Source organism: Scytonema sp. UIC 10036 (assembly GCF_009725235.1).
Window position 1 is genome coordinate 1 of record NZ_WJFC01000209.1, and the last position, 23,452, is coordinate 23,452.

Sequence of the window (23,452 nt, forward strand, 5' to 3'; positions counted from 1 at the left end):
AAAATCCAAAATCTCAAATCCAAAATTGATTAATCCAAAATTGATTAATCCAAAATCCAAAATCTCAAATCCAAAATTGATTAATCCAAAATTGATTAATCCAAAATCCAAAATCTCAAATCCAAAATCCTATGACTGCATCTGATACAAATGATACTTCGATACAAAAGCAATCTTTAGAACAGCTTGCTTCTCCAGAACGCCTTGACCAACTTATGCAAGTGGTCAAACCCAAAGACTTTATCCCGGTAATAGCAGTGGGTGGATTTACAGCGATCGCACTCGTTTGGAGTGTTGTTGGTAGAATTCCTGTCACTGTAACGGGGATGGGAGTACTGATTTCGCCGCAACGTGTTGTAGAGCTACAATCACCAATTGCAGGACAGTTAGAGACTCTATCGGTTAGGGATAACCAGTGCGTGAAAAAAGGGGAACTCTTGGCGACTGTCGAACCGACTGAGTTAAAAGAAGAACTCAAACTCCAACAAGCTAAACGTCAGCAGTTGATAGCACAAGCCGCTAACAGTAATGTACTTCAAGCACAACGCACGCAAGTGGAACGAGAGGCGATTGTAGCCACGCGTTCGAGTTTGAACCAACGTCTGCAAGATGTTCAAGCCACTTCTGGGGTTTTAAAGGGTCAAGCATTAATGACTCTCGGACAGCAACGCCAAACTCTACAACAACGCATTCAAGATACAAAAACGCTAGCCTCAGTCACAAAAGAACGAGAGTTAAGCGCAATTGGACAGCAACGAAATGCTCTTAAAGAACGTCTTCAGGATGTTTATGAGTTAGAGCCAGTGCTGAAAAAGAGGTTAGAAACTCGAAAGCAACTTCTAACTCAAGGCGCAATTCCTACAGATCTAGTTTTGGAGGCGGAAGATGCTTATCGAGAACATCACAATAAAATTTCTAGTATTCAAGCTCAGTTAAAGGAGTTAAATAGTAAAGAAATTGCTGTTGAAAAATCTTTTCGAGAAAATCGCTCTTCCATTTCCGATTTTCAAGCTCAATTGCAACAACTTAACAGCCAAAAGATTGCAATTGAAAAATCTTTTCGAGAAAATCGCTCTTCTATGTCCGAGCTTCAAGCCCAGCTACAAGAATTAGAGACTCGAAGCAAGCGCTTGGAACAAGATAATTTACAAGCATCCACTACTAGGAAAAATGAAATTGCAGAGGTCGATCGCACTATTGCTCAAATGGAACAGCAAATTAAAGAGCGTAGTTTGATTCGCTCACCACAATCTGGTTGTATTTTGGAAGTAAGTAGTGCGATCGGACAAGTTGTGAATCCCGGTACTCGGCTTGGTACATTGCAAACTCAAGCACCAGGAACACCTCAGTTAACAGGGATAGCTTACTTTGATGTCAAAGATGGCAAGCGTATTAAACCGGGAATGCAAATTCAAATTACCCCGGATACTGTTAAACGAGAGCGATTTGGGGGTATTGTTGCAAGAGTAAAATCTGTATCTGCTTACCCAGTTATGTCAACAAGAGCAGCAGCAAAGGTGGGTAATGCAGAATTAGCAGATACGCTGACGAGTAAGACTGCTAAAGTGGAGGTTACTGCTGAGTTAGTGCCACACACAGGCAATGTGAGTGGCTATAAGTGGTCGTCATCCAAAGGACCGGTATGAAGTTGACGCCGGGAACGACAACAGCAGTACGGGTGAAAGTGGAGAACAAGCACCAATTACATTCTTGCTACCATTTTTGCGTGAGTGGAGTGGACTTCAGTAATGGGGTAGGGGTAGGGGTAGGGGGTAGGGGGTAACAAACTACCGCAATCTCTTTGCTTGCAAAAGCGCATTTGCCCAAGCGAGGTCTGCTTCCTGTAAAGGTGGAATTGGGTCTTGGTGATAATCGATCGCTAAATCGTACCGCGCCTGGTTGTAAATTTGCAAGAGCAGGCTTTGCAAATCGACTGACAGTTCTGCATCTTTTGGCTTTAACGGGAGTGGGAACGTAGGAATCGTTTGCTGAAGATTAAACGCATAAAGTTGCGCTCTCGGACGTTGTGGAGCGCGACTGACTAAAATTCGGTAGTGTGACTGAGGAACGTTACCTACCATTACCATTGGCGTTCCTTCCCGCAATAAATCTATCTCCACCAAATGGGTTGCGCTTTCTAAAACAGCATTGCGTTTTTTTTCATAAGTATCGCGTCCTTTACCGGGACGCTTGTTCGTTGGAGATAAAACCTCAATGGCTGCAATGACTGCTCCTGTTGCAATATCCCGAATTTCTAGATAACTTTCTCGAATTTCTTCGGGAATTGGTAGCATGACAGTGATAGATGAATCGGATACAGTTGTTAGGGTGATAGTAGATTGACGACTACTGGACTTGGATACCACTGATGCATCGGGAATCCCAACTAATACCGCATCTTCCGGTACGCTGGTATAAACTCTCTTCTCAATTGCCACCCGGTAGTCTTGGCTCAGGTTTGACTCGATTGCATTAGCGATCGCACTAATCAATCGATGATGGGCTTCTGGCCATAATTCGGGATTTTCAAGATAAGGGTTCATTCCCGGAAATGGAGACGGCATAAAATAGGCATGTGTTCGGAAGTTTTGACTCTTCTAGTATATAAATTCTACGTTTAGAGTTTTGCGCTCTCCAGAGCGCTATTGTTGCGAATAGTTCTTCAATTGAGCTTACTACTGAGTAATTCAGCACGATTAAAGCTAACTAGTCAAGATCGTAATTTGTCATTGGTCATTAGTCATTTGTAAGGTTTTAGCCGTGTTTACAAACCTTTACATAGTTTTGCTTTTTCCCACCTACCTACTTAGCTTGCTACCTTGTTTAAAGAACGGTTAAATTTATCGCTATCCATTAAACCATTTTCTGACAATATTCGATGTACAGCTACTAAATGCACTGTTCGTACATACGCTTGTTGCTCGTAACCAAAACTAAATGGACAAAAAACTTAGTTTATGCATTTGATGTATAAATAAGGTTTTTCGTTAATTTTCTTTATACTGTGCTGCGATCGCCTAATTATAATAATGACAGCACCCATTTTGATAAATTGCCTCTTATAAATTTTATTACAGGTATTCTGTTACATAATGCAGAACAATCCTAGTAATTTTAGTGGTTTTGGGGATGAAGAAGTTCTTTTAAAAGAATTTGTAACTTCTAAAGGTTCTTTGGAAGTTGCAGCAGAGGTAAGTATTGAAGGAAAAACACTTAAGCTTAAAAATATATCTATCTTTCCAAAAGATGTTCGGAGACTTGAATTATCAACTAGAGAAGTACTAGAGTAAAAAAATAAATTGCTACAAGAGGTAAAAGCTACTGGGTTTGAAAGGTTACAAATTACTGGGAAACGAGTTAGTGGGGCTAATTTAGGAAAAAATGTGGCTATAGATATCGAACTCACAAAAATTTGAAGATAAAATTAGGAGAAAATTGATGGAAAGTCCAAAATTATTAGTTGAATCTTCTTGGCATATGCTAGCAGAAGGTAAAAATTTAGAGTTTATCCTTAGCTTTTTAAGAAAACATGGATGTTCAAAAACTCAGTCGATTGTTCTACTAAAAGAAATTAAAAAAATCTTTTTAGATGAAGCGAAAAGGTTGGTTCACTTCAGTCAAGAATGGCAGGATGTTAGTAAAGTTGATGCAGAACTTAATGAACGTTTATATGAGGTCTTAATTAATGATAATATCAAAGAGTAAAGCCAAGTAATTTTAGAACGGAAAGGGAGTAATCCCTATGCAGCGAGAGTTTAGGAAGTAGTCGATAGTACATGATGTTACACTAATGGTTAAAAATATGAATGTTAACTTAAAGCCCGAATCCGAACAGTTTATTCAAACGCAAATTGCTAGCGGTCAATTTACTAGTGTAGATGAAGTGATGAATGAAGCTGTTAAATTGTTAGAAATACGAGTTCATCAGTTGGAAGCATTAAAAAGAAAAATAGCTTTAGGCACAGAACAAATAAAAGCAGGACGTGTAACGGATGGTGAAATAGTTTTTGCTCGATTACAAGAAAAAATTCGCTGTGTTGTTGAAGAGGCGGGCGAGTGAGCAGTTATTCTTTTTCGGATGAAGCAATCCAAGATTTAGATGAAATTTGTGAGTATATTGCTCGCACTAACTCTAAAGCTGCTAGCAAGCTTTTCGATGAAATTCGCAAAAAATGCAAGTTAGTTGCTGATTTTCCAAATATGGGGAGAAGTTATGAAAGACTTGCGCCTAATTTGGAAAAAACACGCCCGCGATGTTCGTAATCTCAGCTATACAAACCAAGTCCGCCTACACGGACTAATTACAGCTAGAGAAGTACTAGTGCGATCGCAGCAGCTACAGTCCCGTCAATCTGTCGTTTAACTCAATCTCAAAAACAAATGGAAGTCAACAAAATCAAATGGCTTAATTTTTCAGGTGCTTTCATAGATGCGAAGTACGTGGAAAACGTGGAAAATTATCCCATTCAAAACCGTACTATCGTTATCAATCCCCAAGCTTCAGATGCTCACCTCAGTGAAGTTCCTGCCAGTATTATTCCCGCTTTTTCATCCACTATTCTCAAAGATACCATGATCCAAAAAGCAGAATCTTTACTTTTGCTTGAAATGCTTGAAACTAACAACATTGGCAATATCATCTCTGAACAGAACTGGAACTTATTAGGTAATCTTGATAATTTTCCTAAAGATGTACCACTGTGGCGTTCTCCCAAGGATGAGGCGGGAATCGTAGAACTCGATCCGTATTTGATGACCAAACAATCGAGTACGTTTCACCAAAAAGAAAGGTTTTCCGTTAAGATTAACTTATGGTTTGCTCCTTCTAATTCTGATTGTACCATCCATAACCAGCATGACTTTATTGAACTTCATACCCAAATCTTTGGTCAAGGAAGAATGCAAAAATTTAAAGTGAAAGCATTTAACTCACTCTATGAAGATGTGTTAATGAGTCCGGGCTATACCACATCTGTTCCTTTTTGCCAGGTTGAGGAAAATCAGAAATATGTCTATCCTTGGCATCAATACTATGCCGATACAGACTGTATTTGGTTAGCGATCGAATATCACCCTACTAAAGCTAGCTAATCAGTGCTGAGAAATTGAGGTTGGACGACGTATGAAATAAGTTCGCGTTTAAGTGGCTTTGGTACACATTCATCAAGTAGGATTTGCATACGCAATCAGCATTTCCTTTGCTAATTCTAAGGCGGCAATTGCCTGAGCGCGACTTACGCTAGGAAAATGGTCGAGAAACTCATTCAAAGAGTCACCTGCTTCCAAATAGTCCAGTAAAGTTTGAATTGGTACACGAGTGCCAATAAAAACAGGTGTTCCCCCTAATATATCAGGATCGCTATGCACAACACGCAGCGTTGAAGACATAAATATTTGTGCTATACAAGGACTTCTTAATCCTAGCTCACAATTACTGAAATTAATGAATTGTGATGTTCGTAATCGCGGTTATATAAACAATGAATAGCAGTATCTCTCAATATTTCGGGGTAAGCAATTATCCAGCTTTGTTAAAATCTAACGCTGAGACTTTTTCCTTGCCCTGATTTTAATACCAAAGCGGACTTGTATTATAGCAGACGAACTAGAGTGCGCTCGCACATCACATTTCAGAGCAAGACCGATCAACAATGAAGGTATTCGTTGTTAAACACACCTTGGAAAAGACCCGCGAAGTTTATGCTACGCAGGTCTTTCGGTTCGCTCATACCTTGAAAAGTTAAATCTGAGCAATCCATTTTTTTAACCATTGTTAAACGGTGAGCGAGCGATTAAAGATATAAGCATTATTTAGGCAATTGCCCTTGTTTTTTCTTGAGCTTCTTCTACCTCTGGTTTTAAAGGTTTAAGAAACTCAAAGTAACCTTGCTCCCACAATTGTCTCACCACATTTTCCATCGCTTCACGGGTAACTTCGGGTAAGATAATTAATCCGGGTTGAGCCAAGAAAGCAGACCCCAATTCCTCTTCTGCTTCCAAGTCTTGCTGTAAGCGAATAGGATCGATGAAGTAAACGGGATATCTTTCCCCCTCTGAACTCTGAACAATGCCATCGCTTCTATACCCTTTCATCAAGGTTTCTTCATCGTCTCTATCGTCCCACCCATATTTAAAGGTTAACCTTGGATAGTCAGTATCCATCATCTATTCCTCCTTAATTGCTTGGATTTTTCTGAGTTCGGAGTTAAATTGTTCAAATGTTAACAAATTTGCTTCATTAGGAACAATTTCATAATGCTGTGGGTCGCGCCCTCGTTGTATCATTGTTAACGTATTGGGCAAGGAAATAATTTTATAAGCTCCTCCAAACCGCCGAACTTTATTAGGGTCTAGATGAACAGAAATACCATTAGTTGGTTTGACAAAACCAGTGTTTCGATCGATTTTTACTTCGTTAAGTTTTGCTATGAACTGATCTCCCCCTCTATAAAATATTTGTTCTCCGTGCAACTTGCTCACACCCTTGTTATACTATCGTTTTAGAACATAGGTTGAGCTTACCGTAACGAAGCCCAATACCAACACCATCAGTTTAATTATAAATAAACGTTACAATGAAGCAAAGTATGTAGATAAGAATAACATTATGCAGGCTTTGTCGTGGGATCATTCGCTGCCACCTAGTTATCCAGTGTTGATTGAATTGGAGCGGGAAAATCATTGGATCGCAAGCGTAGTCGGTTGGTCTGATGCCAAGGGGGTTGGAACAACACGAGATGAGGCGATCCAAATGTTGCGACAGTATTTAATGGGTAAACAGTCGCGAGGGGAGTTGATTGCTTTAAGGGTGGATTCTTCGCAGCAAGAGTTGCATCCTTGGATGGAATTCGCTCTTATGTGGGCAAGCGATCCGCAGTTTGATGAGTTTGTGGCAGAGATGCAGGCTCAAAGGGAATTAGACGATCGCTGTGAGGGCATTGTGTGAGTCGTCAGATATTTGATACAGATAAAGTTTTGCGATCGCCCTCTGGAGCGTTGTTGATGCGAGGTGCCTTACGACAGCTTTGCGATATTCCGGCGAAGATAGTTGACATACGAAGAAATTAAACTTTAGCACGGTGGGTTGGAATGCGATGGCTCTGAATGTACCCGCATTGAGGGTTCACGCTACCTTCAATCCTTCCTGAGTTTACACCGCAGCTTAAAAAGATTAAAAAGAGGGAAAAAATCCTTAAACTTCCAAATTTGGAGTTATGATTTCTTGAGCAAGCTCTTCTCCAAAACTCATGGGTAAGTTACAAGATGTTTCTAAAGCTGGAAGATGACCAGCCTCTATATTAGTCTTAAAAGTCCTTGGTAACTGCACTCCAAAACCAACTATTCTTCCTGCCAGGAATAAACACAAAGCCAACCACAAAATATGATTGCTGTGAAGCTGATAAGCAGCAATAACTGTAGGTGCAAATCCTATGAGAAAGGCGATTAAGCTCACATTACGGACAGTCTCTCCTTCTGTTAAGCCTAAAAAGTAGGCTTCTAAAACGAAGGCAATGGAAGTCAATCCTAGAATCGGTAGCAACCACAAAACGTATAGCTCCCAATACTGCCCCAGTTGGCGTTCGCGAAGCGTGCCGGAGGCAATCGCACCCCTTACGGTTAGGGAATTCCCACTCACTTGTTTACCTCATACCTCTGCCCACGTGCTCCCAATACTGCCCCAGTTGGCGATCGCCCTTCTACCCCCTGAACGCTTACCGATCTTCGACAGCAACGCAGGAATATATAACGCCCCACTCGCCGAATTTAATGCAGCCATGACGGAAAATTACTTAGACTTAGAAGCGAGTTATAGTGATATGACAAAACTGTTCACATTATTCAGTTTAAAAGAGAAGAAACAAGAAAAACATTAACTCATCCAACATCTGGTTGGTTGCCTTTAACCTCATTCCATACCCAGAGAGTCAGACTAAATAGATGGGTTGACGAACTCCGTGCCGAAGCTGCCGAAGCTGTCCCATTTCTAGGTATATCGCCTTCTGGTGCGATCGCGGCTGGTGGAACTTGGGGAAGAGGGGATGAGATCGCCCCCTTTTCCGCTTATCGCGCTCATCTCATAGGGAGCATCAAGTTAGAAAAAAAGGACAAGGGAATTATTTAGCAGTACTCGTAGATTTAGACACCCGTAAACAGATTGAAATAGTCGAATCCAGACGAGTAGAAGAAATTCGTGAAGTTCTTGGATCGTGAGGAATTGAAGTACTTAAAAAAATTGAAGAAGTCAGTATTGATCTCTGGTCACCTTAGAAAAATTTAGTAGAAGAATTAATGCCAAACGCTAATATAACGGCTGACAGATTTCATGGAACTTTACTATTAATTCTCCATAAAAGTAGCCGAAGAACCATTTTGGGTGTATCGTTACTACTGGTCGCCATACAGATTTAATTCAACAAGGAGGACTCTATGCCACACTCTGGCAACAACATAATGGAAAAAGCAGCGACATCATTGAAGTTCCCTGTGCTTGAGTTAGAAACCATTCGTAGCGCTCTTTCATCAGTCTGGGGAAGTAAAAATAATTAAGGTTCGATTTTATCCAGAGTTAGGCGATCGCGGCTTTACCCGAGTGGGGCGAAGCCGCCTATAATGCACTCCTCACCATCCTTCCAAAAATACTTGTGTCTCTTGTTTTACTTGACCTTGAAGAAATGATTCTTTTAGCACGTAGTCATAGTTTTGACATTTACTTTTCTAAGTGCAAGATGTGAATTTAACTACTTGGTTATTGCAACTATCAACATTCGTTGTTAGAGCCATGACCATTCAACCAAATAGTATAAATAAAGTAATCTGCCATCAACCTCAGTATTTATACTTAATAAAATCCAGATCGATAGACTTGTATCTTGCACTCTTTGGGTCAAACTCAGACAAAGCAGAAATATCAGCGATTACCTTCGGTAGAGCTTCGCTTAACGCATTACCTTCTTACGTGCGTCTTCTGTACAAGTTATTTTGGCAGTCCATACTTTCTCCCATTCATATTTTGGAAGTCCCTTACTGGCGATTGGCAAAAAGGTTGAATCCTCAAACGGAGGTTATTAAGAATACTTTAGGGATGAGAAGATGGCTTGGAATTAGAAGTAAATTTCCAAGACATTGACGTGGTAGTAGCAGAAGTATCAACGGATAAATTAGTAGATATAGTTTTGATGATTTCTTTCGAGGTGGTGGGTTCTTTGAGAAATTCCGCCAACAGCATCATCTACTTAACAGACGCTATTGCCTGTCCTGCAATAGGAATCTGCTTTTCATGGGCGGCTTCTCGCTCTTGCCAATTTTTTACTTTGTAATGTTCGCAATGAGTCTAACCTCTATCTTAGAAAGATGTCAATGGTCATACACTAGCATTACTGAAATTTTCTGTTTGGGCTTCAGATTACGTTGCTTTAAACCAAAACAACACTAGGGCAAGGATAGAACGAGAGTTAATTTATACTGTTCATAAATGTTTACGAAGGAGTCAATTTAGACTTGGCGAGTCGTAGGCTGTATTGGTCACTGCGTTGCTTTCATTTGGCGGCGGATATACCGATATCGAACAGGGGATCTCCCTGGGATGTCCCCTGTCGCCTCTAATAGGTGCTTTGTACAATAAGCTGTTGGACGACAAGATGGCGGCGATGGGCTGCTTTTATGTCTGCTATATGGATGATTGGGTGGTGCTGGCTCCGACGCGGTGGGCGCTGCGACGGGCGATTAAGGTAACCAACCAGGAGTTGGCGGGGTTAAAGCTGGAGATGCACCCGGACAAGACTTTTATCGGGCAGGTGGCACGGGGGTTCGATTTTTTGGGGTATCGGTTTGCGCTCCAGGGGTTGGGGGTAGCGCGGGTGACGGTGGAACGGTTTGCACAGTGGGTTTCCCGGCTTTACGAGCAAGGTGCGACGGCGAGTCTGCATTGGGAAATACGCTCGCCGTTGGTGGAGATGGGTGAGGAGTGGAGTGTCGAGGGTTGAGGTCGAGATCGTTGACTGTTATTTAATCAAACCTTTCTTTTTTAGTTCTGTTAGGCTCTTAAAGTCATTTTCTATTGCTCGACGAGTGTCTGCATATGAATTAGAATTAACATCGATACTTGGCATTTCTTTGTTGATTGCATTCTGTGTGCTCATTGGTATTATTGTCTTGTACCAGTTGCTCTTTGAGATTTCTCCGATATCAGAAAGGTACGACGTTTTCAAATACACCATCATATTTTTCTTCTTTTCTTCATCTGTCGGCGACTCGCTCCATGATTTGATCAGTATTTTTCCATACTCTAACCACAGTTCTGAAATGCTTTTATCCCATGAGACTGGTCGAGGTATATTATGGTCTTTATAAAACTGTTGAACATCAGCTAACGTTTCCAAGATATAATAATTATCTTGACCCACAAATGCTGCCAGTTCCTCATCCATTTTCATGACGGCAAAGAAAAATTTTTCACGCTCTTCTATGGCATATGACCAGTAATCTCGTTGCGCTCCATGTCTGATCAATGCGTATGGATTTTCCCATGTTTTCTTCTTTCCAAAATCGCTATTTAGTGTCGCATTGAGGTTTATGTTCGGTATATCGTATGATGGTTGTATGTAGCTATCTTTATCATACCCCCGCGCCTTTTCCTCTCTTCTAAATGTCGGTGCCGGTTCTGATCGCACTTTCTCAGTCCTTATATCTTTAGCAAACCAGATTTGGGCATTGAGGATATTTCGCACGACTTTCGACTTTGGCTCTACCAAAGATCCTGTGCCGGCTGCACCTCCACGTTGTAAAATATCGTGTAAATCGTAGTCTCCTGTAAAAACTCTCTTCAATTTCTCAGGCATAAAGTTACGAAAACATATATCTTCAACGATCGGTTTTCCTAATTCATTTTTTTCTCCTAATGCTTTGACTCCAACAGGTATAGCGACGTTGTTTTTATCCTCCCACAGACCCACATATCCAAAATATGCTTTATAACTGTCCTGGTTTATATTTCCTAAACTTTTCAGTTTGATAGTTTTGGTAAGAATGTCATGTCCTTTACACGGATTTCCCTCACATATTCTATTCAAACTATCCTCACCTGTCTTACGAATTGTGATGATTATTCCACATTTTTGACAAACTTGATTAATGGACTCGGCGTGGCTCTTTATAACATACCCCGCCGCGTCTAACTCATCGGGTTTGACTTTCTTGATAGCCATTTTCTTTTACTCCTTGTGAAAATACATTGATTTTTGACAAATTACTTGTGTTGATTAAAATCTGAATTTTATTTTTCAACACGTTCTATATAGAAGACGTTGCTGTAGTCCTATTTTGGAAAACTTTGGCAATTCTAGTATTTTTAAGGTTGTAACTAGCAACTTGGGTTGATCTAAGGAAGTTTGACTCAAAAGAAACGAACCCTCATCTTCATTTTCGGCAGTCTTTTAACGTAGGATTGAAAATAGGGCAGACAATTCAAAGGAGGAGAGCGAGAAGGTAGCATAAATTCTCCCGCAACTTTCCCCACAAGAGGCTTTTGTTGCATCCTCAGCACCGCTAGACAGGAATTCCCCCAACTTCCAGTTTCTTCATCTAATTGAGCCAAAGCCAAAATCGGTGTAGGCTGCCTTTCACACAGCACCGCCTCAACGCACCGACAACCATCTCTCATTACTTCTAACTTCTCATCAAATGGAGCCGCAACAGAAGCCGACTCAGAGTGCTGCACTGATCGCGCTACCTCAATCGATTCCTCACCAACAACACTCTCTACTTCCTCCACCGCCACGGAAAATGTCACCGTCTCGCCCACAATCGGTTTAACTCCCGCATTCCCCTTGGAAATTTCCCCCATTGCCGACTTAGTTGCAGCCGATGGAACCGATAAATCGGTATCAGTCCCATCCAACCCGATAAAATATCCCCTCAACTCAAGACGCAGAATTGCCCGCACCTGCGAAATGCGCTTGCAGACATTCTGATAGGATATATCTTGCTGTTGGGCAATTTCTTGATAAGGCAGTTCCTGATAAAAGTGCAGGATAAACGTCTCGCGTAGCCTAGTCGGTAAATTAGCGAGCGCACGGCTTATCACAATTGTTTTCTCGCCAGTTTCCATTGCACTTAAGGGCGTATCCTCAAAGGAAACCAGCTCAAGTTCCTCTAGAATCGTATTTATATTCTCAACTCTATTCGCAACGCGATCGCGTTCTCGATGAACATCTACACAGAGGTTATGAGTCAGTCTTGTCAGCCAAGCCTTAAAATTAGCAATTTTCCCCGCATAATTTTGCACCTTTTCCCAAGCCTTGAGCATCGCCCGACTAAGCGCATCTTCAGCATCAATCGGGTTTCCACCCATCCACTTGATGCAGCAACGGAAAAGATAGTCTTTATTCTGCTCCCATAGCTGCCAAAATGCTGTCCCTATATCTTCAGTACAACTATGCACTTCGGAGATTGCAACTACTTGAGTACCCATCATCACTCCTTTGGTAGATGAATTGTGTATCAAATTTTTCAATGGACTTGCGAGTGCAATAGACCATCAACCAAGATGCACTTGGTTTGTAGCCTATAATGTATAAAAAGCTTAGGTCAGATAGGATATCTGATTAGCGCTCTTTAATCACTCTCTCCAGAGAATATTTATAACTATTGCAGTGAAAGGCTTTACATAAGAATCAATGTTTTAGGCATTGTATAAGAATTTAAAGCCCTAACTTTTTACTGTGCCTTATGTTCAGATTTTACCTTTGATTTTTCTCTCACCAAAGTGATGGAAGAGCTTTAAAAAACTTAGTAACTTGGGACAGTTAGCGCTATTTCAACAAAGTTGTCAGCGCCATCTGCCTTCTACAAGCCAGTTTAAATGCAATACCCATGAATGAATTTAGTTAAATCTCTCAAACGCTCTCAATGAAATGCTTTTGGGCATTTTTCCCGAATCTTCGGTACTCGCTAAAGCCAACAAAAGAGGCGATCGCAGTGCGTGGTATTTTCAAGAATACGTTGTGTGGGTTAACAATTCCCGTTGGAACTATTAGCTTGTCTCCCTTGCTCAACAAGGGTTTCTCGTTCTCAGGGGCAATTTCATTCACGGGTATTGAGTTTAAATGTAGCCTGCTAATTGCTGCTTCAGTATTTTTATGGGAAATCAGTAATTTTACATTTATTTTACAAGTGTACATTTACCGATTCGTGACAAGCCTAGCAGCGTAAGCTCTAGTTGTACTGTGTAGTCGCGTTAGATCCCCCGTAGCTGAAACGCGCTCTCAGGTAAGGGCTGGTAGATAATGGGTTATTTTGTCATAACCGTTTGCTTTTATATTTTCTTTCGCTTCTTTTTGCTTCTTTCCCCAAGTCATTATTTGTCCTGTTGAATCTACATATATCCAGTGCAGTAACCCGTAACGAAAATTTCCCCCTCCTTTTTTTCCCAGTCCGTATATCGTGTTTACATACGGGAATTTTTCTACATTGAGTGTGTTTGTGGTTGCTGTTGTTCCATGAAAATCAGAGTTGGTTAATCCTAAACTTTTACAGAGCCGACTCATCCCTTTCGCGGTCATTGCTATTCCGATCCCTTCTTGCGTCATCAAGGCGTCTCCTTTCATTTTATTTAGGACATCGTTAATGCTTTCATAATGAAACGCTTTACCAAAAACATCAGAGAAATTTAATAACTCTTTCTCTATATCTTTGTTACTTGAGCAGAAATTCTCGATCACGGGATATAATGTATCTTTGTGGCTCTCTTTGAGAGATACCCCACTTTTTTTGTTGACAACTGCGGCTTGAATGGCAGCCACAAACCCACAAACTCCCCAGTTTCCTTGATCTAATTGATAAACGTCCATCTTGCTTGCTCCTTTTTTTGTGTTTATGAACCTTTCAACAGTTTTGTATGATAGTGAAGTTTTAATTCGGTAACTCGATTATTTCTCTTCTCTCACATATCTACATCAAACATCTCCTTTTTTTGCTTTTCGTTTATACACCATACATGACGATTCCCAAAATCAATTTATGAATTTTTCGATTTAGAGATAGTTTTTTCCTTATTTGATTCACATTTCAACAGAGTTATCAGAGCCACCTGCCTTCTACAAACCAGTTTAAATGCAGCTAGTAAGTAGCTGGTTCAGTATTGTTACGGAAAATTAGTAATTTTACATTTATTTTATAAGTGTACATTTCCCGATTCGGGATAAGGCACAGGAGCAACCGTACAGTTATTAGGTTTGCTTATCATATCTTTTTTCTATAAAATCTGAAAAAATATATTCACAAATATAGTTAATTAGACAGCATTCTGATTTTCAATCTGTTTTTCAAGGCGAGCGCAAAAGTTTTCGGTCTACTGAAACTCTATCAACCGCAGCGCTCACCCGATCGCTCTCCTTCCCCTTGCGAAGCAACAAACTTACACTGTGCTTTCATTTGTGAAATTATTAAGAACGCCAATAATTTAATGGCCCAAGTGTTCCTTTCGTACTCAGAAAAAGAAAGGGGATTCATGGAGAAAATTGCCGCAACTTTCATGCGGAAATCTTTCACTGTCTGGACAAATAAAACAGATATTCACTCAAGGTCAGATTTTGAGGAGGCAATTTACCGAGGCATTGAGGAAGCGGATAATTTCGTTTATCTCATGTCTACGGCATCTTTACAATCGGAGTTCTGCCAGAAAGAAAGCTCTCATGCTTTCTCTCTTAAAAAGCGGATTATTCCTATTTTGGTAGAGGAAATAAACCTAGAAAAAGTCCCTCTAGAATTACGGGTTTACAATTCATCAATTTTGTAGACCATGAGGAGGAAAAAAAATATCAAGCTGATCAATACCTTTGGCAATTGTGAGCCGAGATTTGAGAATTGCTGCCATCGCACTTTCAAACGAAGGAATTCTGGTTAGAAGGATTTTAATCAAGTTCCGGGACTCAAGATTGAAGATGGGCTGTTGTAGCAGGGGCAAACATACTATACAACAGAACTTTTTTTTCCCTGTTTCGCCATTAATTTAGCAAACATCCCCTCCTGAGATGCCAATTCCTCAAACGTCCCCTGCTGCACGACTCTCCCCGCCTCAATCACATAAATTCGGTCAGCATTACGAATCGTACTCAAACGATGAGCGATCGCAATCCGTGTCACCTTCAACTTATCCAAACTTTCACTCACAATCGCCTGAGTACGATTATCCAACGCACTCGTCGCCTCATCAAAAAAGATAATCCTCGGCTTCAATACCAAAGCACGCGCAATCAACAACCTTTGTCGCTGTCCGCCCGATAAATTTGCACCCCCTTCCGATATCACTGTATGCATACCCATGGGCATATTCTCCACATCAGAAGCAAACCCCGCCATCCGCGCTGCTTCCCAGGCTTCCTCCATGCTAATCAATGCACCGCCACTGATATTTTCAAACACAGTTTCGCTATTAATGCGTCCATTTTGCAGCACCACTCCCAATTGACGGCGTACCGCAGAAACATCTAACCCCGATAAATCTTGTCCGTCGTAATACACAGTACCCTGTTCCGGAACATCAAAACCCAATAACATCCGCAAAGTTGTAGACTTACCACTACCAGAAGGACCAACAAAAGCAATAAACTCACCCGGCTTTGCCTCAATTGTCACATCATCCAGATTCAACGGTCCATCTTCTCTGTAACGAAACGTCACGTGGTCTAACTTGACATATCCAGAAAGCCTTCCCGGATTGGTTTTATTTAAATCCACCTCTGGCAATTCATCTACAATTGGTTTAGCGTGTTCCCACAGCACCCCAATTTCCAACATATCTATCAGTGTATTGCTCAGGGTAGTCACCCCTGTCATAAAACTAGCAAACGCCGTATTGAATGCTAAAAAAGTTCCTGTCGATAAGCCACCTGTTTGTGAATCACTCAACAAGCTAGCAGTCATCCAGAAAATTAGGATAGGGGTCAGATTTGACTGTAACAGATTAAAAGTGGCGATCGCATCCTCAATCCCTTGATTATCCCGCATCAGCTTGAGTTGCTGCTGATAGTGCTTTGCCCAAAAAGCAAACGCCCGTCCCTCCGCCCCTGTCGTGCGGAGTTTGGAAATACCGCCCACAAGTTCAATAGTCAATCCGCCAATAGTACCTTCAAGTTCTTCCATCTGTGTGGTTTTCTGACGTTTGAAATAGCCCGCAACACTCGTGACGACGGCAGTCAGAAATACTATAACAGCAGCAACAGATGCAAGTGGCGGACTGTAAACAAATAACAGCCCCAAATTCAACAGGGAAAATAAACTCCTGAACAAAATATCCAACTTGTCTGCACCCAGCTTATCGCGAATTTGGTTAATCGCATTGACACGGGAAAGCATTTCTCCAGACGAATACTGGCGGAAGAAAGCAAGCCGCAGTTTGAGCAGGCGATCCCACATGGCGGCTTGCAAGCTGAAAATGGAATAGATTTCAAAGCGGCTCAAGTTAACTCCCTGAGCAAATCGGAAAATGGCTACACCAAAACTAGCAGACAGTAAGCCCAGAGTTAGCTGGAGTAACAAAGAGCGATCGGCATCGGGAATAGCAGTATCAATTAAAATACCCGTAGCCTGGGGAACAACCATTCCAGCTATTGCTCCGGCAATTCCTAAGACTACAATAGTTGTCAGCTCGCGGACTCGACCGCGCAAGGAATACTGAAACAGCGTCAGGAGATTCAGTTTTTTCTCTGGGAAAGGTGGATAAAACATATAGGCATTGGGAGCCAGCAGTTTAGCCGTGCGATCGCCGAGCAACACGCGCTGCTCAGTCATCGGGTTGTAAATTTCATACTGGCGTTTATCGGTGAGCAGTAAAGCAACTGGAATATTATCTGTTTGGAGATAACCTAACAGAGGACCGCAATCATTACGCCACTAACGTTCTGAGAGTAGCACCCGTCGAATTCGCACATCTGAAGCACGAGCGATGGCTTCTAAAGGTTCCTTCACCCGCTTCATATTTTCCGACTTCCCAGGGGGCTTAATCTGAATTCCCATCGCGTGTCCCACGGCTCCTGCAACTGCTAGGAGGGGATCGCCAACAAAAGCTGTGGCAGTTTTTTGAGGTGATATGAGGGAAACAAAATCCGCGATCGCACTTACAGTTGCATTTTCGTTCAACCGTTCTCGTTCTTGAAACTGTTGAAGAACTTCCAATTGAGACTGCTGTTCCATTTCTTGCAAACAAGCCAGAAACTCTTGGTGGAAATTATCTAAAATAGTCAGTTGAGTTTGCTTTGGAGTGTGACTCGACAGTTCGGGTGCTGGTAATAAAATTCCCGTTTGATGAAACACCGAACTCAACTGTTTGAACCAAGCAGTCAGAGTAGAACTAGGGAAGGAATTGCGATCGAGTTCTGAGCGATGGAAGTGCAGTAGCGTTGAATCTGTAAGAGGAACTGCCAGAATACACAAAACGTTGGTATTCTCAGATATGGATGAATCCGAGAAAGTGGTGGGAAATCCAAACAGTGCTTCACCAACCTCTGCTGTAAACAAGTACTGTCGAGATCCTTGCAAGCTACCACTTTGAAGCTGGCTAACAAACACCGCCACTGAACCCGACTCAATCATCCATACTTGCTGCGGGTCATCCAGCAACAATACTTCACCTTGACGGAGAACTTTGGTTTCATTTAAAGCTGTGCGATCGCATGGCAGCGCCGCCGTACCCGGCTTATCGTTCCTCATTGTCTTCTGCTCCTCACCATGAACTAGTTTACCCCTGTCTCCTAATTTCTATGCTTTCTGTCATTTTTCCCGAAATATTTAGCGAACTAACACAAGCCATTAAATTTGAACTTGCTTCGCCATCAATTTAGCAAACATCCCCTCCTGAGAAGCCAATTCCTCAAACCTCCCCTGCTGAACTACTCTTCCCGCTTCAATCACATAAATCCGGTCAGCATTGCGAATCGTACTCAAACGATGAGCGATCGCTTGGGCTTGTCACCTTCAACTCAGTCAAGGTCAGATTGCCAACTAGTGTTCTATACTTAGGTTTGGAAAATCGGTATACTTAGAAAGTATTCTAAATTTAACTTGTTAAACTTGCGCGGTTGTAAATAAAAGTGGATAATTGGAATATTTTATTAGAAAGTAGAGCCGATGGCTTTACCACAGCCACCGTCTTAGAAGTTCCCGATCTTCAAATAAGTGATGAAACTAAACAAGGTGCAGTCGAAAAAGTTCAGCAGTTGTTACAGAAGCGTCTAGCTAAAGCTGAAATCATTCAGATTCCGATGCCGATACAACCAGTTACTTCTCAAAGCCCTCTCATGAAGTTTGCAGGAATTTTTCAGGACGATCCAGACTTTATGGAAATCATGAAAGAAATAAGAGCCGAGAGGGATTTGGGCGATATATGACATGGATTATTGATACCGATCTGCGTCGCTGTTTTTAAAGTACAAGGAGGTTTTCTATGAATACAGAGTCAAAGGTCTTAGAAGTAAGTGCAGCAGACATTACCAAATTTTAAAAACAACGCTACTTACTACCAACCATGAAAACATGAAAAGACCAATACAAATTGTACTTGATACTAACGTGTTAGTTGCTGGTCTACGCTCCAAACGTGGTGCGTCTTACAAACTATTAGCAATACTCAATTCAAATCGCTGGCAATTAAATATTTCTACCACCTTAGTTTTCGAGTACGAAGAAATCCTCAAACGAGAAAAAGACCAATTAAACCTAACCTTTGAAGAAATTGATGACGTTATAGAAGCAATTTGTTCAATCGCTCACTTATGTGATATTTTTTACCTATGGCGACCCATAGCGAGAGACCCTGATGATGATTTTCTGATAGATTTAGCCGTTGAATGTCAAGCCGATTTTATTATCACTTATAATCAAAAAGATTTACAAGCAGCTTCGTTATTTGACATCAAAGTTGTTACACCCAAAGAATTTTTACAACAAGTAGGAGAAATACCATGACTAATTTAAATGTACAAATACCCGATTCTTTATACAAACAAATAGAATCCTTAGCAGCCAAAGAAAATGTGCCTATCGAGCAACTCGTTGCCATAGCTTTATCAGCACAGGTATCAGCGTGGGCAACCAAAGATTATATAGAAGCAAAGCAAGCACGCGGCAGTTGGGAAAAATTTACACAAGTGTTGAACAAAGTTCCTGATGTTGAACCGGAGGATTACGATAAATTAGCATAATTTAAAAAAGTAACCTGAGAAATATAGCTAAAAAACTTAATGAATTAATGATGCTGACAAATCGAAGATATAGACTACAGCAGCCTTTCGTTAGATACACTGAGAGAACTGACTTTAGGCGATGAATTATTTATTGCTACTTCTGCCTTAGGAGAGTTATCAATCAGGGAAAGCAATACTGCTGCTTCAATTGCTTGGGAAATTTTATTTAACTCACGGGGTGACAGCTATCTACAGGCTGCGGCATTGGAAATACTTTTTCAAGTTAACCAAGGAAAAGCTTTTGATTATATTAGTAAATTAAAAGTGGCGATCGCATCCTCAATCCCTTGATTATCACGCATCAGCTTGAGTTGCTGCTGATAGTGCTTTGCCCAGAAAGCAAAGGCTCTTCCCTCCGCCCCTGTCGTGCGGAGTTTGGAAATACCGCCCACGAGTTCAATCGTCAATCCGCCAATAGTACCTTCAAGTTCTTCCATCTGTGTAGTTTTCTGCCGTTAGTCCGGACAAGAAAGGCAACGTATGTGTAGTAGCTTATTCTATGAGGTCAAAACTTTTCAGATTTGTCTGCGAACTAAAAGTTGTGTTGACATTGAGTATACAAACTTCGTATACTCAATGTGTGGACGTTAAAGGATTTCTATTGATGAAACCCCATTCTGCTGCATCAGAGAATCAAACCCGTGATGTAACAATTAATATCCGGGTACATCGGGCGCAACGCGATTTAATCGATCGAGCGGCAGAAGCTCTTGGTAAAAACCGCTCTGATTTCATGCTAGAGACGGTTTGCCGAGAAGCGGAAGCTGTTTTATTAGATCGTCGGTTATTTATAGTCGATGACGAGCAGTTCCAGCAGTTTGTCGAACTCTTGAACGCACCACCCTTGGCTAATGAGAATCTACGACAATTGTTGACTACAAAAGCACCGTGGGAGTAATGGTGGCGGGCGAACAAAACGAGCTAATGCAGGCTCCTCAACCAATCAAACCAGACCATCAGCTAGAAGATTTTGAGTCCGGCAATCAAGAACTTGATGACTGGTTAAAGAAGCGATCTCTTAAAAATGAAGACAATGGTGCTTCCAGGACCTATGTGGTGACAAGCGGACAAAAAGTTATTGCCTATTATTGTCTAGCAAGCGGTAGCATCTTAAATGCAACTGCGCCTGGTAGAGTCCGTCGCAATATGCCAGACCCAATTCCCGTAATGACGATCGGGCGACTGGCGGTGGATCGAAACTGGCAAGGCAAAGGTATTGGATATGCATTGATACGAGATGCCGTCCTTCGTACCCTGCAAGCAGCGACCATTGCTGGTATCAGAGCTATCCTTGTCCACGCGATTTCTGAAGAAGCAAAACAGTTCTATGAGAAATGTGGTTTTATGCCTTCGCCTGTCGCACCAATGACGCTTATGGTCACAATAGCGGATGCAAAAAATGCTCTTGGCATTGCTGACTAAAGTGTCACCTTCTTAACTAATGACTTCGATCGTTTAGCTTGCGGCATTCAGCTACCCAATAACCATCTTCTCCTGGATAAATAATCACTTGCCTCTTCATATACACTAACATTTGAAATAACTTTTCTATTTTACTTTATTATATTTTTTCTGGCTCAGAACCTCGACAACTTCTACAGATGCTGTTGACGTATTGTCAAAGAACATAGGTTTCATTCAAAGCTGCGCGATTATTCCTCATTATCTTCTGCTTCCTCACCATGAACTAGTGAGAGCGTAAAGTCCACCCATTTGCATCAATTGGTCGTGCGTTCCTCGCTGTACGACAACACCGCGATCGAGCACAACAATTTCATCACAGTCTTTAATCGAACTGAGGCGGTGTGCCACAATCAAACAGCTACAGCCTCGTTGTCGCAGGTTATTGTAAATAAATTGTTCTGTCTCTCCATCCAAAGCACTTGTCGCTTCATCCAGAATCAAAATTGTGGGGTTATGAATCAGCGATCGCGCAATTTCCAACCGTTGGCGCTGTCCGCCACTCAAGTTCGCGCCCCCTTCTAGCAGTTCTCCATTGTAAACACCAGGTATAGCAAGAATCACATCTTGAATTCTGGCATCAATACAGGCGCGGCGAATTTGCGAATCAGTTACCGTCGTATCCCACAAAGTCAAATTATCGCGCACACTACCTGAAAATAAAAACACCTCTTGCTCAACAGTAGCAACAGAGTTAACAAGAACCGATCGCTTAATGTCATTTCTTAGTTTCCCATCAAACAAAATCTCACCCGACCAAGGTTCGTAAAGCCCCGCAACCAATTTAGCAACCGTCGATTTTCCAGAACCACTACCTCCCACCAAAGCCACCCGTTGTCCTGGTTGAATCGTACAGCTAAAGTTTTCAATCAAAGGTTTATTGACCTTAGCATATCCAAAAGTGACGTTACGCAGTTCAATATGTCCCTGCAAACGGATGGGGGAGTCGAGAGAGGGGGTAGACAAGGCAGAGCCTAACATCGGGTCAGTATCATTTGCCAGCACATCATCCAACCGCATAATATTACCCGCCAAGGTTGGTAACGTCGTACCAAACCCCATCAACTGATTGATGGGTGTTTGGAAACTTGTTAGCAGCGCTTGAAATGCTACCAACATCCCAATACTTATCTGCCCATCCATAACTTGCCATCCACCTACTGCCAGCACTAGGGTAGTTGTCAATGCGGTCAATAGAATTGGCAGCACTAGCAGGATCTCATACGACACTGCTATTTCTCGATAGGTATTGGCTGTTTTGGCAAAATGACCCGACCAGCGAGCAAAAAAGTCTGATTCCAACGCCGAGGCTTTTAAGGTTTCCATGCTTTGGATGCCAGCAATACCTACCCCCTCCAACTTGCCCAAGTCCTTATCACACTGCATGAAGGCTTCTTCTAAAAACCCTCCAACTCCAAACAGTGCCACAATATTAATAACCGCCAAGGCAAGAGCCACTGCTGTCAGCAACCAGTTGTAAGCAAACATGACTAGTAGGTAGATAACTGTCATCACTACATTAATGATGGTCTCCGCCATGCTGCCAGAAATTGCCTGCGCTACTTTGTCATTGAGCTTAACTCGTCCACCAATCTCACCAGGAAAACGTTGAGTATAGAAGCCCACAGGCAGTTTCAACATATGCCAGAAGAATTGACTGGACATACTGGCAGCTAATTTAATCTGTAAATGTCTCAGATAGCGTCGCTGTTGGGAAAACAGAAATGCCTGAATTATAGTTGTGAGCAGCATTCCCAACAGCAATGGACGCAGCCAGTCGGTGCGGTCTTCCACGAGGATTTGATCTACGAATACCTGACTGAAAACAGGCAGTACCAATCCGGGAACTACCAGCAAAAAGCCAATCAGCACGCTCAGCACTACTGCACCCTTTGACCCACTCAAGCGTTGTAGGAGCGATCGCAAAACACTCGGCTTGTGTCCCCCTTTTTGGAAGCCTGGTTCCGGTTCCATTGCTAGAACAACGCCGATATATGCTTCGTCAAACTCCTGCAATGAAACCGTGCGGGGACCGGTGGCTGGATCGTTCAAGTAAACCTTATCTTTTTCAAAACCTTCCACCACCAACAGGTGACTGAAATTCCAGAATGCGATCGCTGGTAGTTTCATTTGGGCCAGTTGAGAAGTTTCCTTTTTAAAAGCTTTTGCCCGCAGCCCGTAGTTTTTCGCAGCTTTAACAATACTAGCAGGTTGGCTGCCATCTCGCGAAACACCACACTCCTGACGTAATTGAGCCAAAGGGACAAAGCGACCGTAATAGCCCAGAATAATACCCAATGCGGCTGCACCACACTCTACTTCTTCCATTTGCAAGACTGTAGGCGTTCTAATGCGTTGCTTTTTGGGTTTTTTAGGTTGTTGTACTTGGTTAAATAACTGTTTCAGCAATGTGTTACTCCTGGGTAGGGGGTAGGGGCGCTTTCTGCCATTCTTCCCCAAATCTTTGGCGAACTAACACAAGCAGAAGAAACTTTTCAAAAGTTGCAACTGCATACTATGATAAACATCGACGTACTTAGATACTTCAAATGATTAAATAATATTAGGAACACCTCTTACTTAGAGGATTTTTGAAAAGTAGTTAGCTGTCATTTTCATCACACTATTACCCCCCTTAATCCCCCCGATGGATTGGGGGGAAATAAGAGAAATTCAGTTCCCTCCCCTTTCTAAGGGGAGGGTTAGGGTGGGGTAAAAAATATTTGATACATCAATCATGACTTTTCAAACAT

General features: G+C 41.8%; 30 protein-coding genes and 2 pseudogenes. 18 read left to right on the forward strand and 14 right to left on the reverse strand.

The features are described 5' to 3' along the window. Positions 1 to 131: 131 nt before the first annotated feature. Entirely contained in the window at positions 132 to 1,646 is a 1,515-nt protein-coding gene (locus F7734_RS50615) for an NHLP bacteriocin system secretion protein (RefSeq protein WP_243147523.1), read from the forward strand. 141 nt (positions 1,647 to 1,787) lie between these two features. Here F7734_RS50615 and F7734_RS50620 read toward each other — a convergent pair whose 3' ends face one another. Continuing rightward, a complete protein-coding gene (locus tag F7734_RS50620; RefSeq protein ID WP_155751863.1) occupies positions 1,788 to 2,564 on the reverse strand; it encodes a DUF4058 family protein in 777 nt (258 codons plus the stop codon). Positions 2,565 to 3,092: 528 nt separating this feature from the next. On the opposite strand from F7734_RS50620, the gene F7734_RS50630 reads away from it, so the two are divergent. The 5 genes from F7734_RS50630 (at position 3,093) to F7734_RS50650 (ending at position 5,091) form a co-directional block, all read left to right on the forward strand. Then, positions 3,093 to 3,290, forward strand: a complete 198-nt coding sequence (locus F7734_RS50630) for a hypothetical protein (protein ID WP_155751864.1) — start codon at positions 3,093 to 3,095, stop codon at positions 3,288 to 3,290. A gap of 148 nt (positions 3,291 to 3,438) precedes the next feature. After that, positions 3,439 to 3,705 (forward strand): hypothetical protein, encoded by a 267-nt coding sequence (locus F7734_RS50635; protein ID WP_155751865.1) that lies wholly within the window; start codon positions 3,439 to 3,441, stop codon positions 3,703 to 3,705. A gap of 97 nt (positions 3,706 to 3,802) precedes the next feature. Next, positions 3,803 to 4,060 (forward strand): type II toxin-antitoxin system ParD family antitoxin, encoded by a 258-nt coding sequence (locus F7734_RS50640; protein ID WP_155751866.1) that lies wholly within the window; start codon positions 3,803 to 3,805, stop codon positions 4,058 to 4,060. A 153-nt stretch (positions 4,061 to 4,213) separates the two neighbouring features. Continuing rightward, the gene (locus tag F7734_RS61385) at positions 4,214 to 4,363 is read left to right on the forward strand and encodes a hypothetical protein (RefSeq protein ID WP_166482663.1); all 150 of its coding nucleotides are present in this window, start codon (positions 4,214 to 4,216) and stop codon (positions 4,361 to 4,363) included. Between the two features lie 17 nt (positions 4,364 to 4,380). After that, positions 4,381 to 5,091: a hypothetical protein gene (locus F7734_RS50650; RefSeq protein WP_155751867.1), complete on the forward strand. Its 711-nt coding sequence runs from the start codon at positions 4,381 to 4,383 to the stop codon at positions 5,089 to 5,091. Positions 5,092 to 5,163: 72 nt separating this feature from the next. Here the strand turns inward: F7734_RS50650 and F7734_RS50655 are convergent, their stop codons facing one another. The 3 genes from F7734_RS50655 to F7734_RS50665 form a co-directional block, all read right to left on the reverse strand. Further along, entirely contained in the window at positions 5,164 to 5,388 is a 225-nt protein-coding gene (locus tag F7734_RS50655; RefSeq protein WP_155751868.1) for a DUF433 domain-containing protein, read from the reverse strand. Positions 5,389 to 5,811: 423 nt separating this feature from the next. Beyond that, positions 5,812 to 6,165, reverse strand: a complete 354-nt coding sequence (locus tag F7734_RS50660; RefSeq protein WP_243147524.1) for a hypothetical protein — start codon at positions 6,163 to 6,165, stop codon at positions 5,812 to 5,814. Beyond that, positions 6,166 to 6,480, reverse strand: a complete 315-nt coding sequence (locus F7734_RS50665; RefSeq protein ID WP_347566426.1) for a hypothetical protein — start codon at positions 6,478 to 6,480, stop codon at positions 6,166 to 6,168. A 127-nt stretch (positions 6,481 to 6,607) separates the two neighbouring features. Here F7734_RS50665 and F7734_RS50670 point away from each other — a divergent pair, with 127 nt between their 5' ends. Together F7734_RS50670 and F7734_RS65815 are read left to right on the forward strand one after the other, a co-directional pair. Then, complete coding sequence (locus F7734_RS50670; protein ID WP_155751869.1) at positions 6,608 to 6,946, forward strand: hypothetical protein; 339 nt, start codon at positions 6,608 to 6,610, stop codon at positions 6,944 to 6,946. After that, positions 6,943 to 7,068, forward strand: a complete 126-nt coding sequence (locus F7734_RS65815; RefSeq protein WP_279239856.1) for a hypothetical protein — start codon at positions 6,943 to 6,945, stop codon at positions 7,066 to 7,068. Before F7734_RS50670 ends, F7734_RS65815 begins: the two co-directional genes overlap by 4 nt. A gap of 124 nt (positions 7,069 to 7,192) precedes the next feature. On the opposite strand, the gene F7734_RS50675 is transcribed toward F7734_RS65815, so the two are convergent. Next, positions 7,193 to 7,636 (reverse strand): hypothetical protein, encoded by a 444-nt coding sequence (locus F7734_RS50675; RefSeq protein WP_155751870.1) that lies wholly within the window; start codon positions 7,634 to 7,636, stop codon positions 7,193 to 7,195. Positions 7,637 to 7,894: 258 nt separating this feature from the next. On the opposite strand from F7734_RS50675, the gene F7734_RS50680 reads away from it, so the two are divergent. From F7734_RS50680 to F7734_RS50695, 4 genes and pseudogenes are all read left to right on the forward strand, one after another. Then, the gene (locus tag F7734_RS50680; RefSeq protein ID WP_155751871.1) at positions 7,895 to 8,122 is read left to right on the forward strand and encodes a hypothetical protein; all 228 of its coding nucleotides are present in this window, start codon (positions 7,895 to 7,897) and stop codon (positions 8,120 to 8,122) included. Next, positions 8,101 to 8,265 (forward strand): annotated as a pseudogene (locus F7734_RS50685) (transposase); the annotation flags it as partial. The gene F7734_RS50680 and the pseudogene F7734_RS50685, both read left to right, overlap by 22 nt. An 830-nt stretch (positions 8,266 to 9,095) precedes the next feature. Then, positions 9,096 to 9,317, forward strand: a complete 222-nt coding sequence (locus tag F7734_RS50690; protein ID WP_155751872.1) for a hypothetical protein — start codon at positions 9,096 to 9,098, stop codon at positions 9,315 to 9,317. Between the two features lie 213 nt (positions 9,318 to 9,530). Next, complete coding sequence (locus F7734_RS50695) at positions 9,531 to 9,983, forward strand: reverse transcriptase domain-containing protein (RefSeq protein ID WP_166482665.1); 453 nt, start codon at positions 9,531 to 9,533, stop codon at positions 9,981 to 9,983. Positions 9,984 to 10,001: 18 nt separating this feature from the next. Here the strand turns inward: F7734_RS50695 and F7734_RS50700 are convergent, their stop codons facing one another. The 4 genes from F7734_RS50700 to F7734_RS50715 all read right to left on the reverse strand — a co-directional run bounded on the left by F7734_RS50700 (position 10,002) and on the right by F7734_RS50715 (position 13,847). Then, positions 10,002 to 11,204, reverse strand: a complete 1,203-nt coding sequence (locus tag F7734_RS50700) for a hypothetical protein (protein WP_155751874.1) — start codon at positions 11,202 to 11,204, stop codon at positions 10,002 to 10,004. A gap of 188 nt (positions 11,205 to 11,392) precedes the next feature. After that, positions 11,393 to 12,502: a sigma-70 family RNA polymerase sigma factor gene (locus F7734_RS50705; protein WP_243147526.1), complete on the reverse strand. Its 1,110-nt coding sequence runs from the start codon at positions 12,500 to 12,502 to the stop codon at positions 11,393 to 11,395. A 391-nt stretch (positions 12,503 to 12,893) separates the two neighbouring features. Further along, positions 12,894 to 13,088 carry a hypothetical protein gene (locus F7734_RS50710; protein WP_207714405.1) on the reverse strand — a complete coding sequence of 65 codons (195 nt, stop codon included), beginning with the start codon at positions 13,086 to 13,088 and terminating at the stop codon, positions 12,894 to 12,896. 174 nt (positions 13,089 to 13,262) lie between these two features. Continuing rightward, on the reverse strand, positions 13,263 to 13,847 hold the full coding sequence (locus tag F7734_RS50715; RefSeq protein ID WP_155751876.1) for a hypothetical protein: 585 nt from the start codon (positions 13,845 to 13,847) through the stop codon (positions 13,263 to 13,265). Positions 13,848 to 14,506: 659 nt separating this feature from the next. On the opposite strand from F7734_RS50715, the gene F7734_RS50720 reads away from it, so the two are divergent. Beyond that, positions 14,507 to 14,794, forward strand: coding sequence for a toll/interleukin-1 receptor domain-containing protein (locus tag F7734_RS50720; protein WP_243147527.1), 288 nt, complete (start codon positions 14,507 to 14,509; stop codon positions 14,792 to 14,794). Between the two features lie 173 nt (positions 14,795 to 14,967). On the opposite strand, the pseudogene F7734_RS50725 reads toward F7734_RS50720, so the two are convergent. From F7734_RS50725 to F7734_RS65820, 3 genes and pseudogenes are all read right to left on the reverse strand, one after another. Continuing rightward, a pseudogene (locus tag F7734_RS50725) lies at positions 14,968 to 16,878 on the reverse strand (NHLP bacteriocin export ABC transporter permease/ATPase subunit); the annotation flags it as partial. Positions 16,879 to 16,890: 12 nt separating this feature from the next. Beyond that, positions 16,891 to 17,706 carry a hypothetical protein gene (locus F7734_RS66500; protein WP_347566427.1) on the reverse strand — a complete coding sequence of 272 codons (816 nt, stop codon included), beginning with the start codon at positions 17,704 to 17,706 and terminating at the stop codon, positions 16,891 to 16,893. 99 nt (positions 17,707 to 17,805) lie between these two features. Then, positions 17,806 to 17,940 (reverse strand): hypothetical protein, encoded by a 135-nt coding sequence (locus F7734_RS65820; protein WP_279239858.1) that lies wholly within the window; start codon positions 17,938 to 17,940, stop codon positions 17,806 to 17,808. 146 nt (positions 17,941 to 18,086) lie between these two features. Here F7734_RS65820 and F7734_RS50730 point away from each other — a divergent pair, with 146 nt between their 5' ends. The 3 genes from F7734_RS50730 (at position 18,087) to F7734_RS50740 (ending at position 19,196) form a co-directional block, all read left to right on the forward strand. Continuing rightward, positions 18,087 to 18,383, forward strand: coding sequence for a hypothetical protein (locus F7734_RS50730; RefSeq protein WP_166482666.1), 297 nt, complete (start codon positions 18,087 to 18,089; stop codon positions 18,381 to 18,383). Between the two features lie 145 nt (positions 18,384 to 18,528). After that, the gene (locus F7734_RS50735; protein ID WP_155751877.1) at positions 18,529 to 18,960 is read left to right on the forward strand and encodes a putative toxin-antitoxin system toxin component, PIN family; all 432 of its coding nucleotides are present in this window, start codon (positions 18,529 to 18,531) and stop codon (positions 18,958 to 18,960) included. Then, positions 18,957 to 19,196, forward strand: a complete 240-nt coding sequence (locus tag F7734_RS50740) for a hypothetical protein (protein ID WP_155751878.1) — start codon at positions 18,957 to 18,959, stop codon at positions 19,194 to 19,196. Before F7734_RS50735 ends, F7734_RS50740 begins: the two co-directional genes overlap by 4 nt. Positions 19,197 to 19,483: 287 nt before the next feature. Here the strand turns inward: F7734_RS50740 and F7734_RS50745 are convergent, their stop codons facing one another. Then, on the reverse strand, positions 19,484 to 19,675 hold the full coding sequence (locus F7734_RS50745) for a hypothetical protein (RefSeq protein WP_155751879.1): 192 nt from the start codon (positions 19,673 to 19,675) through the stop codon (positions 19,484 to 19,486). A gap of 167 nt (positions 19,676 to 19,842) precedes the next feature. On the opposite strand from F7734_RS50745, the gene F7734_RS50750 reads away from it, so the two are divergent. Both F7734_RS50750 and F7734_RS50755 read left to right on the forward strand, forming a co-directional pair. Next, positions 19,843 to 20,136, forward strand: a complete 294-nt coding sequence (locus F7734_RS50750) for a DUF1778 domain-containing protein (RefSeq protein WP_155751880.1) — start codon at positions 19,843 to 19,845, stop codon at positions 20,134 to 20,136. Next, on the forward strand, positions 20,136 to 20,660 hold the full coding sequence (locus F7734_RS50755) for a GNAT family N-acetyltransferase (RefSeq protein WP_155751881.1): 525 nt from the start codon (positions 20,136 to 20,138) through the stop codon (positions 20,658 to 20,660). Before F7734_RS50750 ends, F7734_RS50755 begins: the two co-directional genes overlap by 1 nt. 255 nt (positions 20,661 to 20,915) lie before the next feature. Here F7734_RS50755 and F7734_RS50760 read toward each other — a convergent pair whose 3' ends face one another. Further along, on the reverse strand, positions 20,916 to 23,108 hold the full coding sequence (locus F7734_RS50760) for an NHLP family bacteriocin export ABC transporter peptidase/permease/ATPase subunit (protein WP_243147528.1): 2,193 nt from the start codon (positions 23,106 to 23,108) through the stop codon (positions 20,916 to 20,918). Positions 23,109 to 23,452 lie beyond the last annotated feature (344 nt).

Bases quoted from the DNA above. Each gene is read 5' to 3' on its own strand.
- F7734_RS50620 (WP_155751863.1), bottom strand. From the start codon at position 2,564: ATGCCGTCTCCATTTCCGGGAATGAACCCTTATCTTGAAAATCCCGAA.
- F7734_RS50630 (WP_155751864.1), top strand. From the start codon at position 3,093: ATGCAGAACAATCCTAGTAATTTTAGTGGTTTTGGGGATGAAGAAGTT.
- F7734_RS50735 (WP_155751877.1), top strand. From the start codon at position 18,529: ATGAAAAGACCAATACAAATTGTACTTGATACTAACGTGTTAGTTGCT.
- F7734_RS50720 (WP_243147527.1), top strand. From the start codon at position 14,507: ATGGAGAAAATTGCCGCAACTTTCATGCGGAAATCTTTCACTGTCTGG.
- F7734_RS50715 (WP_155751876.1), bottom strand. From the start codon at position 13,847: ATGGACGTTTATCAATTAGATCAAGGAAACTGGGGAGTTTGTGGGTTT.
- F7734_RS50640 (WP_155751866.1), top strand. From the start codon at position 3,803: ATGAATGTTAACTTAAAGCCCGAATCCGAACAGTTTATTCAAACGCAA.
- F7734_RS50615 (WP_243147523.1), top strand. From the start codon at position 132: ATGACTGCATCTGATACAAATGATACTTCGATACAAAAGCAATCTTTA.
- F7734_RS61385 (WP_166482663.1), top strand. From the start codon at position 4,214: ATGAAAGACTTGCGCCTAATTTGGAAAAAACACGCCCGCGATGTTCGT.
- F7734_RS66500 (WP_347566427.1), bottom strand. From the start codon at position 17,706: ATGAGGAACGATAAGCCGGGTACGGCGGCGCTGCCATGCGATCGCACA.
- F7734_RS50750 (WP_155751880.1), top strand. From the start codon at position 19,843: ATGAAACCCCATTCTGCTGCATCAGAGAATCAAACCCGTGATGTAACA.
- F7734_RS50740 (WP_155751878.1), top strand. From the start codon at position 18,957: ATGACTAATTTAAATGTACAAATACCCGATTCTTTATACAAACAAATA.
- F7734_RS50655 (WP_155751868.1), bottom strand. From the start codon at position 5,388: ATGTCTTCAACGCTGCGTGTTGTGCATAGCGATCCTGATATATTAGGG.
- F7734_RS50670 (WP_155751869.1), top strand. From the start codon at position 6,608: ATGCAGGCTTTGTCGTGGGATCATTCGCTGCCACCTAGTTATCCAGTG.
- F7734_RS50635 (WP_155751865.1), top strand. From the start codon at position 3,439: ATGGAAAGTCCAAAATTATTAGTTGAATCTTCTTGGCATATGCTAGCA.
- F7734_RS50700 (WP_155751874.1), bottom strand. From the start codon at position 11,204: ATGGCTATCAAGAAAGTCAAACCCGATGAGTTAGACGCGGCGGGGTAT.
- F7734_RS50745 (WP_155751879.1), bottom strand. From the start codon at position 19,675: ATGGAAGAACTTGAAGGTACTATTGGCGGATTGACGATTGAACTCGTG.
- F7734_RS50660 (WP_243147524.1), bottom strand. From the start codon at position 6,165: ATGATGGATACTGACTATCCAAGGTTAACCTTTAAATATGGGTGGGAC.
- F7734_RS50650 (WP_155751867.1), top strand. From the start codon at position 4,381: ATGGAAGTCAACAAAATCAAATGGCTTAATTTTTCAGGTGCTTTCATA.
- F7734_RS50755 (WP_155751881.1), top strand. From the start codon at position 20,136: ATGGTGGCGGGCGAACAAAACGAGCTAATGCAGGCTCCTCAACCAATC.